7 protein-coding genes are annotated in these 10,511 nt (G+C 32.2%); all 7 read right to left on the bottom strand.

The window, feature by feature from the left end; genetic code table 11:
• Positions 1-210: 210 nt before the first annotated feature.
• On the bottom strand, positions 211-759 hold the full coding sequence (locus ACY2RS_RS15280) for a VOC family protein (protein WP_490099536.1): 549 nt from the start codon (positions 757-759) through the stop codon (positions 211-213).
• Positions 760-1,885: 1,126 nt separating this feature from the next.
• Positions 1,886-2,461: a hypothetical protein gene (locus ACY2RS_RS15275; protein ID WP_490099535.1), complete on the bottom strand. Its 576-nt coding sequence runs from the start codon at positions 2,459-2,461 to the stop codon at positions 1,886-1,888.
• Between the two features lie 578 nt (positions 2,462-3,039).
• On the bottom strand, positions 3,040-4,185 hold the full coding sequence (locus ACY2RS_RS15270) for an ATP-binding protein (RefSeq protein WP_490099534.1): 1,146 nt from the start codon (positions 4,183-4,185) through the stop codon (positions 3,040-3,042).
• Between the two features lie 1,570 nt (positions 4,186-5,755).
• Positions 5,756-6,835, bottom strand: a complete 1,080-nt coding sequence (locus ACY2RS_RS15265; protein ID WP_490099533.1) for an HpaII family restriction endonuclease — start codon at positions 6,833-6,835, stop codon at positions 5,756-5,758.
• Positions 6,832-8,097 (bottom strand): DNA cytosine methyltransferase, encoded by a 1,266-nt coding sequence (locus ACY2RS_RS15260; protein ID WP_490099532.1) that lies wholly within the window; start codon positions 8,095-8,097, stop codon positions 6,832-6,834. Before ACY2RS_RS15260 ends, ACY2RS_RS15265 begins: the two co-directional genes overlap by 4 nt.
• Positions 8,098-8,464: 367 nt before the next feature.
• On the bottom strand, positions 8,465-9,259 hold the full coding sequence (locus ACY2RS_RS15255; protein WP_490099531.1) for a hypothetical protein: 795 nt from the start codon (positions 9,257-9,259) through the stop codon (positions 8,465-8,467).
• A 575-nt stretch (positions 9,260-9,834) separates the two neighbouring features.
• Positions 9,835-10,362, bottom strand: coding sequence for a hypothetical protein (locus ACY2RS_RS15250; RefSeq protein WP_490099530.1), 528 nt, complete (start codon positions 10,360-10,362; stop codon positions 9,835-9,837).
• Positions 10,363-10,511 lie beyond the last annotated feature (149 nt).

Here is a 10,511-nt window from a genome sequence, read left to right as displayed (position 1 = left end):
TAAAAAACAATAGGATTGCTAAAAAAATATGAATTATAATTATTTCAATGTTCATTTTTCAAATTGTGCCTAACGGTCTTGTGTATGATTTCGTTGCGTATTTAAGCACTAAATTTAGCAAATAAATCACAGATAGAAAGTCCGCGAGGACTTTCGTAAGTAGGCTATAACTAGCAATGAATTATACACGTTGTTGGCAGTAGTTATTTTCTATTTCAGGTTCAATTGCCAAGAAATTCCAAATTGGTCAATCACCCAACCAAATTTTTGACTGAAGCCATAATTATTTATAGGCATTGTTATTTTACCGTTTTCAGATAGCTTTGAGAAAAGTCTATTCATTTCGTCTTCATTCTCACAATTAATATAGTTTGAAACAGCAGGCGAAAAATCCCAATCGTGAACGGGCGTACTATCACTGCACATAAACAAATTTCCGTTCAGTTCAAATGTAGCTTGCATAATTTTTCCTTCTGCCACTGGTGCTCCATTTCCCCAACGATTTACATTAATGATTTTAGAATTATCGAATATTTCCACGTAAAAATTCATCGCATTTTCTGCATTACCGTCTTGAAAAGTTAATGACCTAATCATTTGATTTTCCATAATAGTCTTATTCTGTGTTATTATAGTGATTAAACTGTCTTTTGCTGATTGCAACTTTTTTATTTCGTTTAGATTATTGTTCTCATTTTTATAGTCAGAACAACTCAAAATAGTTAATCCAAACAATACCATTGATATAGTTCTTTTCATAATATTTTTATGTTCATTTGTTTGTAGTATACGCTTCTTTAATTACTGCCAACGGTAAAGTATATGATTTGTTTTGCCTTTATCAGGCAATATTTTCAGTTGTTTTAATCTTTAATTAAAAGTACTAAAATATAATCCATTTATCCCTATGGCAAAATAAATTATATACCCTAGTTGTATGCAGTATTCGGCCAGGCCTTATGATTCAGAGAATACGTAGTCAGTCAGATAACGCATTTACCTCTGCTTTTTGTTTTTTATTCAGTTTATAAGGTTGAATATAAGCTGAGTCCAAAACATTTCGATGTCAATTCATGAATTCATACTACCACTTTTCACTATATCAGTCCGTTACTTGATTTTCCAAAAATCAATCACTACCTTCGACAAGCTTTTGAAGCGTAACAACGTTTTGAGAGTGCGAACTCTCCACGATGCAATCGCAAAAGCTTGGCAATCCGATTTATCCTAACTCAGATTGATATAGTGAAAAGTGGTCTTCCGAATAAACATCGAAAAGCAATCCTTCCTGTGATCTGTCTTATTGCTTACAACGGTTTTGCATATACTTCCGTTGCTGGGAGTTTTTGCATTTGTTTTTTAAAGATAACTAAATTTGGTTCATGCGAGTATTTTCCGATAAGGAAAATCCGAAGCAATGGAGTGTATGCTTAGTTGCTTACTTTGGCGACACAGCAGAGTGGAAGAGAAGCAGTCTAATTCCGTATTTCATTCCGCGTAACACTACGCAACACAATTCATGAGAAATGGCTTAAATCGGCTTAAATTCAGTCAGATTAAGATTCCGCAATCCATTCAGAAGCGTCAAGCTCAATTCCGAAATATTAGATTAATAATTCGCTTTCATGAAACTGAGAATTTTTCAGATGGAAAAATTCCGCTAGCGATTCATCAGATTGGTCAGAAACAAAATATGATTTTCATTTAGATGTATTCGGCTTGAGTCAATTCGGAGCCATTGTAAGCAACGGTTTTGGCTATGGTTTCGTTACGGAATGGTACGCGAGTATCATTCCGCCGTAACCATAAATTTAGCAAAAAGGCTCGAAATTCCGATTAGGAATTTCAGCCGTAATGAACTATAGCCGTTGTTACCTACAGTATTTTAATTCAACGTTATAAAAATAAAATCCAAAAATAATTTTCTATACATTATTAATTGAAATTTATCCTCTGGAATTTTATTCAGTACATCAATTAAATATTCGCTTTCTCTTTCTAAATTTCCGTAAGCCTCAAATTTATTAAAAGCTAAACAAAATTGATATTGCCAACTTGATTTGTCCAGAAGATGTAATTGTTCAAATAAATAACCGTAACAAGATAAATGAGAATTTATGGGAAATAGCAAATAAGGGTCAAACCCTAAATCCGATTTAAGTTTCTCAAAAAATTCAGGTTTTATTTCTTTCTGATTCACTTTTTTTAATAATTCCGAATATCCGCTTTTGCTTATTTCAGTCAGATATTTTTCTTGAAGTAGTGAATTTTCTAATAAACTATGAATATTCTGTTTGTAAATCAGTTTTCCCTCAATCGGTCCAATTTCCGTTACGAGTCGATTATATTTGATTTCAGAGCATAATTCAAACTTTTCATCCGCAATTAAGTCAATCGTGTTTTTAGTTGAACCACAAGCTGTGATTAAAGTCAGAATTATTATTTGAAGTAGTTTTTTCAATATTGTAGGTAACGGTTTGGTATATGTTGTGTTGCGGAAAAATCCGTAGGATTCTTTCCGATGGACTAAAGTTAAATAAAATGGATAGAATTCCGATAGGAATTCGGCTAGCAATACAATATATACTTTGTTACTTTTTCGTTTTTACCCACAAGAGTATGCCGCAAACTAGCTTTTACAATATATTCAGAAGCAAACAGCACTTTCCGATTGACAAATTTTGATAGACTTTGAATTCAGAAGCTGAAATTTTAATCTTTCAATAGCTTTAATTTTCCAACAAATTTTTCGGCTAGAAAAATTCCGTTAGCGATTCACCGGCTAGACGAATTTATGATTTTCTGCATTCAGATTTTCGGATTTATTTCATTCCGTAAAAATGAAAAGTAACGGTCTAGTATAAGAAAAGTAGGGCAGTTATAAGCGATACTTTTCGGATTAAGCTAAAGCCGAATTTTTAAATTTTGTTAATTATCTTTTCTTTTTTTAATTATACCAAATTTAAAAATTTGGCGACTTGGCAAATACACACAGACCTTTCGATTAAGTACTTTTTGCCCTATTTTTTTTATACATTGTTAGGCACTGGCTTTTTCACTTAACTTCTTATTAAATAATTCCATATGCTTTGTCTCATCATCTATTAAATCAGCTAATTTGTCAATTGCTTCACTTGAAAAATAGACTTTTCTTCTATTAGAAACCAAATCCATAGTTTCAGTCCAAATGTATTGACTTTTAGAAGCGATAACTGTCCCGTCAGGTGGATTTACCACTTTAAAATTCGGGTCATTTACCCAACCTAAATGATAAATTGCTCTTTTTAGTTGTAGGTTTGTAAACTTATATTTCGATTTCTTTTTGACCTCTTGTTCAAGACTATTTAAGATTATGTGTTCTCGATTTGTTTGAATTTCCCCTACTATCTTATAAATTGGTTTTCCCTCGTCAGTTGTTATTTTTCCAATGTCTCCGGCTGATATAGCATTTAGAATAACATTAAAAACACCATTTTGAGTTTCGTCTATTTCAATGTCACTTCCTGATAAAATTTTATCCTTACTGTTAAAGCCGTAGATTTTGTGTTGTGCTGGATTTATTATTAAGACTTCTCGTGGATTTATATCCACCATTTCTGGAAGAAGTTTAGACCAAATTTCCATAAATTCTTTACTTTTCTCATTTGCCTTAATCTGTAAAAATCTATTGAAGTCAGTTGTGTTTTTATTAGCGTGTTCGTTTTTACTTGAAGCTCTATAATAAATTGCTCCTTTAACTATTTTAAATTCAGGAAAATCCTTTACTGGTATTAAAACTTGATTATTCTTCTCAATTATTAATGAGTAAAATTTTCTCGTACTAATTTGAAATATTTGCAAGTCAATTGACACACCAACTTTAGCAATACTTTCAAACTTTTGGGTTACATCGTTTAGGTCAATTTGTTTTAGAACATCAAGATTTTGTTGGTCAAGTCCAACGTCTAAATGGGTTCCGTCTGATTTCTCCTCAATTCCTAAAAGTAAAATTCCTCCGTCCGAATTAGAAAATGAAAGAATATCTTTCGCAAAGTTCAGTAGGAAATTTTCTAATGGTGTTTTTGATGAAGCTATATTCAGTTTTAACTTGTAGTCAATTGAATTATTTTCTTTTGGAAATCTTCCGTTGTCTTTTAGGTCCGTAATTATTTCCTGTACTTTTTCGTTTAAATCTTTTAAGTTCATATTTTTTACGGATGTTTCTTTAGCTTGTGCCTAACGGTTTGGTATATGTTGTGTTGCGGAAAAATCCGTAGGATTCTTTCCGATGGACTAAAGTTAATTAAAATGGATAGAATTCCGATAGGAATTCGGCTAGCAATACAATATATACTTTGTTACTTTTTCGTTTTTACCCACAAGAGTATGCCGCAAACTAGCTTTTACAATATATTCAGAAGCAAACAGCACTTTCCGATTGACAAATTTTGATAGACTTTGAATTCAGAAGCTGAAATTTTAATCTTTCAATAGCTTTAATTTTCCAACAAATTTTTCGGCTAGAAAAATTCCGTTAGCGATTCACCGGCTAGACGAATTTATGATTTTCTGCATTCAGATTTTCGGATTTATTTCATTCCGTAAAAATGAAAAGTAACGGTTTTGTAAAATGTTCCGATGCTGGAACGTTTTAGCTAAGTTAGTTTATTTTATCCAAATTTCAGTGATGCAAGTATTTTCCGAATAGGAAAATCCGAAGCATTGGACTTTTTACTTTGTTGCAAACTGTACTGACACAGCAGAGTGAAGTAGAGCAGTTTTCATTCAGCATTTCATTCCGCGCAACACTCCGCAACACAATTCCGCGAAACTTGCTCAAATCAGTCCCGAAGCTTCGGGAAAAATTAGTCAGAATTAGATTCCACAATCCATTCCGCAGTATCAAGCTCAATTCCGAAATATTAGATTTCTAAAATGGTTTAATCTAACAGAGAATTTTTCGGATTGAAAAATTCCGCTAGCGATTCACCGGATTGGTAAGTTCACAATTTTATATGATTTAAAATATTCAGATAAAACTGGTTCGGAAGTATAGTTTGCAACGGTTTTGTAAAATGTTCCGATGCTGGAACGTTTTAGCTAAGTTAGTTTATTTTATCCAAATTTCAGTGATGCAAGTATTTTCCGAATAGGAAAATCCGAAGCATTGGACTTTTTACTTTGTTGCCTTTTCGGTTTTACCCACAAGAGTTTGCCGCAAACTAGCTTTTACATATTTTCAGATACAAGTATTGTTATCCGCTGAACGAATTTTCATAGACTTGAATTCAGAAGCAGAAACTTTAATCTTTTAGAAACTTTGATTTATCTGCGAATTTTTCCGCTCGAAAAATTCCGTTAGCGACTCACCGGCTAGACGAATTTATAATTTTCGGCATTCAGATTTTCGGATAGAAACCATTTCAGGAAAACTGAATGGCAACGGTCTTGTGTATGAAACGTAGCGTATAAAAAGACACTAACTTTTCGGATTTAGCACGAGCCGAATTTTTTATTTTTATGTTTAATTTTCTTTTCTAAATATAACCAAATAAAAAATTTGGTTTACTTTATAAATATACAAAAACCTCTCGGAAAGCCTATAGTAGCTATGATTTATACACGTTGTTGTAAGTAGTGCTTTTCACGTTCTGCTTGGTTTTCCGATGTCCGTTATTTAGTTCAAATGTGAGCGTTGGCAAGACATACTCTTTTGCAATTTTTGGTGTAGCGTTGGCTTGAGCAAATTGCAAATGTGTATGGCTTTGTGCGTTGGCTATTTTGTAAACCGAATTTGTAAATTGAGTTTGAAGAATAACTGTCCATTTTCTTCATAAACTTCTCCAAATCCGTGTCGAGAAGAACTTGCCGTATCAAGCTTTGTATTATTTAGCAAGTAGTCCTCAAACTCGTTTCTGTTGTAAATATGATAGCAAAGAACATCTCCATTTTCCTTGACAATTAAATATCCACCTGTCGCATCATATTTTCCTGTCCAAACTTGCGAAGGCATCATTCCAAGCGCAACATCTGTTAAAAAGCGTTTTATTTTGTATTCGTAAAATTTATGCTCGTTCTCGATGTCAAATTCCAAAGGATTTTTCTTTGCTGTTAAATCGACTAAATCCGTTAAATGTGAAAACTCACTTGAATAGAAATCAAAAACGATTTGCGATAAAATTTGCGGAAGTAAACTGTCTATTAAAACAAGATTATTGGAAAATATTTGTCTTTCCGTTTTTACAAATTCAAAAATTCCATCCTTACTCTGAATTTGAGCAATTCTGTCCATTATCTTACTTCTTGTATCAATGGAATTTATTTGGTCAATTTCATTTCTCGTAAGATGCGCATAATTAATTTCGTAAATAAAGTTAGTCGTTTTTCCTGCATTAAGTAGAGTGGAAGGACTTCCAAGTTGAGATTTTATGCTGAAACCAAGTGTTGGTTGTTGGTTTGTTCTTTGGTCGTGAACTACGATTGTAATGTCTGTTTTGGCGGACGAGCTTGCCTTTAAAGAAATACAATTTATTGATTGCATAAACTCTTCAATTTCTGGAACAGAAAATGTTCTTTCTCGGTTTTCCTTAATTGCTTTTAAAAGAAATAATGCTTTTGTTTTGAATTCGTCAATCGGAATTTTTAATACTTGTTCTTTGCCTGAAATTAAAATTATCTCGTCTTTAATTGAATATTCAAAATCGCCATTATTTTCTGAACGTAGTATTTTAATTATTGGATAAACTAAACCTTCTAATTTTTCAATGTCTTTATCTCCTAGAAATAATTGTTTATCGCCTAATAATTTGAAAAGAGCATAAATCTCGCTCCATTCGCCTTTGTTACCTGTAATCATTTGCAGTTAAGTTTTTCAATAATTTTTTCCGCTGTCGCTTGAATTGCGGGAACTGCAACTGAATTTCCGAATTGTTTATATGCTTGTGCGTCTGAAACCACGATTTTGAAGTTATCTGGAAAGCCTTGAAGTCTTGCCCATTCTCGTGGCGTCATTTTTCTAATTCCTTCTCTGTTTACTTTTCCAGTAATATTCGTAATTGGTTTAAAATTTGTTAGTCTATCATCGTAAACTAAATTCCTTTCTCTACCCATTCCTCCACAAACAACTGCATTTGCAGTTCCGTCATTTGGAATGATTTCATAACCAAATCCATTTCCTTTGCTTTCGTGTCTTGCTCTGTGATTTTTTAAGGTTTGAAGATAAGTTGTGGAAAGATAATATTTTACGGAAACCTCTTTTTGCTCTAAAACGTCATCTAAAACTGCATTTTCATTTGTTGGTTCTGGATATTGAAAATCTTTTATACCTAAATCCTTGCGAAAACCTACAATGAAAATTCGTTCACGATTTTGGGGAACCCCAAACTCTTTTGCATTTAGAATTTGTGGTTCAGGAACGTAATAGTTTAAATCTTCTCGTAGTACATTTAAAATTGTAGCTAAAGTTTTTCCTTTATCGTGATTTCGTAATCCTTTAACATTTTCTAAAAAGATTGCTTTAGGCTGTTTCTTTTTTATGATTTCTGCAACATCAAAAAATAATGTTCCTCGTGTGTCTTCAAATCCGCCACGTCTTCCTGCTATTGAAAATGCTTGACACGGAAAACCTGCACAAAGCACGTCAAAATTGTCAGGAATGTAATTTTTAGTTTCGGTTTTTGTAATATCTCCAAAGGGGATTTCGCCAAAGTTTGCCTTATATGTTTGCTTTGAATATTTGTCCCATTCGCTCGTAAATACACATTTCCCTTCTAAATTTTGAAATGCCAATCGGAATCCTCCAATACCTGCAAATAGGTCAATAAATTTGAATTTAGGTTTTTTGGGTGCTGGAAAAGGAACAGACTTATTAAAGTCAAAAATTAAATATTGTAAAGCCTCTTCAGCAAATTCCTGCGTAATTTGTTCTTTTGGATATTCTTTTTTTAAAATTTGCTTAACAAAAGATAGAGCATCTTTTTTGTAGAACTGTGAAACTCCGTTTTTATGATTGTGCAAATAGTGAGTGAAAGATGCTGGTTTTGAATCGTCTGGCTCAATTATTTTTATTTCAAATAACTGTCCGTCAATGGTTTCTATGTCGATTCTTTCTTTTAGCATTTCTTTTTTATTTCAATCCCACAAGTTATAAAAGATTTATTTGTTTTGTTCTGCTTGTTCGATTTTTTGTTCACATTTTGCGGTGGATAATTTGAGCGCAAAGGCTAAAAACAGCTCTTTTATTTTTTCAGCGTTGGCTTTGAGTGTTGGAAAAAAATAAATGTGCTGTTTGTGTGGTGGCTTTTCGGAACGGAATTTTACTGTTTTGCTCGATTTTCCGCATTACTTACAACGGTTTTGTAAAGCTTTCCGATGCTGGAAAGCGTTTACTAAGTTAATTGAATTTTCCCAAATAGGAGTAATGCTTGTTTTTTCGGAATAGTAAATCAACTAAGCATTGGAAGGTTTACTTTGTTGCCCATAGGCTTTATCTTAATTGAAAATGAATATGGTCGTCATGACGAACTGCTTGACATCCATGAAAACGTACTTTCGAATTAGTCAAATTCATTCGCTTTTTCAAATGTGGTTCAATAAATAACTTTCCGACTTCTTTCTGTTTTAAAATAATATTAGCCAAACTTTTAGTTCCTTTTTCAGAAAATTCAATTTCATCATTTATTTTCCCAAAACTCAAATATTTTGGAAAGTCATATTGCCATTTTCCTTTGTCAATACAAACACTAGGTTGGTCATATTCATTTTCTTTCGGTCCTTCATAAATTCCATAACCACTTATCGAAGTTTTCTTATTCGTTAATTGCTTATTAGAATCCTCATAGACGAGTGTTATATCAATTTTCTTTCCATCATTATGACTTAGGTGGGGAAGTAGCGGAAACTTATCTAAAAATGGAAAATTAGCATCAAGATAAATCATTTTAATACCGTTATTTCTTTTTTCAAATTCTGTTGCAATTTTTCCGATCGCTAAATTTAATTCAGGACGAACATAATTTCTATTTGCTAGTTTGTAAAAAAATGAATGAGCTTCAATAAACTCTGTTTCAGTTATTTTCTCTCTTCCAAAAAGGGGAGCAACATTCGGAATTAACAGAAAGGTTATTAATAGATATAAACCACTAAAAATTCCAATTCGTTTTAGACGCCTTTTTTCGGTAGTTTTTTTAATCAGTAAAATTGAAATCAAATATATAATTCCGCCAACTTGAGTAATAACAGTTAAAAATATAATTGCAATAATGTGTAGTATAATTCTCAATTGTAATTTGGCTTATGGGCAACGGTTTTGTATAACGCTCCGATGCTGAAACGCTTTCACTAAATTAGTTAAATTATCCCAATTTGAATCATGCAAGTATTTTCCGACTAGGAAAATCCGAAGCATTGGGCGATTATACTTTGTTAACTTTTCGGTAGTGCCGACGAGAGTATGCCGCAAACTTGCTTTAATCAATCAATTCAGATAATTACAAATCTATCCGATGAACGAATTTTTGTAAACTTTCCTTTCATAAATTCAGTCAAAATTCTAGAGTTTTAATTTGTTTTGATTCGCTTATAGATTTTTCAGAAATGACTTTTATTCAGAAAATTCCGCTAGCGATTCACTAGATTGGTCATTGATGTTTTTAGCTCCAATTTTTTCGGATAGAAATAGGTTCCGCGCTACTGAAAGTTAACGGTTTTGTGTATGATTTCGTTGCGTGTTTCAGCAACTAATTTAGCAAATACAAACCGAATAGAAAATCCGCGAGGATTTTCGTAAGTAGGCGAGTACTAGCAATGAATTATACACGTTGTTGCCTACTGTAGTTTTTTTTAAGTTTTATTATTTTATTCAATTTTTTCATAGTAAAGATATTCTGTTGAACCCGATGATGTATTACCGATATATTCATTTTTGGTTGCAACTAATAAATACTTTCCTCCGAGAGATATAATACATTTTCTAAATGTAGTATTATATTTTTTATTTTTTAGTTCTTTGAAATAATCATCTTCACTCGAATTTACTAAGTAATTCATTGATAAAGCGATCACAGAATCTTTTGACGTTTCAGCGAGTTTTAATATCTCAGTTATTGAAATCATCGTAGAATCAAATGCAAGAAAGTTACTTGAACGATATTTCTTCTTTGGGTTTGGGTTGTTATAACCTTTTGACCATCCATTATTGCTTAGATAGATTAATTTATAAACAGCCGAAGAATCTATAGTGGAATCAACTGAAAGATTAAAAATCTTCGCATGAAATTTTTTAATCTTCTTTTTGTCAACAGTAATCGAAGAATCCATTTGAGAGAACCCATTTGAACAGAATAATATTAAAATCAGTATTATTAATTGATATTTTGTTTTCATAAATACTAACGTGTCAGGATTGTTTTTTTAATTCCGAATTGATCGCGTTTGAGTGAGTTCTGCTATTGTTGGCAACGGTTTTGTAAAATGTTCCGATGCTGGAACGTTTTAGCTAAGTTAGTTTATTTATCTCAATTTTCAGTAATGCA

Source organism: Patiriisocius sp. 208BN25-11, from assembly GCF_058147145.1.
The sequence above is the reverse complement of the archived record's forward strand: the minus strand, read 5'-3'. Positions and strand labels throughout refer to the sequence as shown.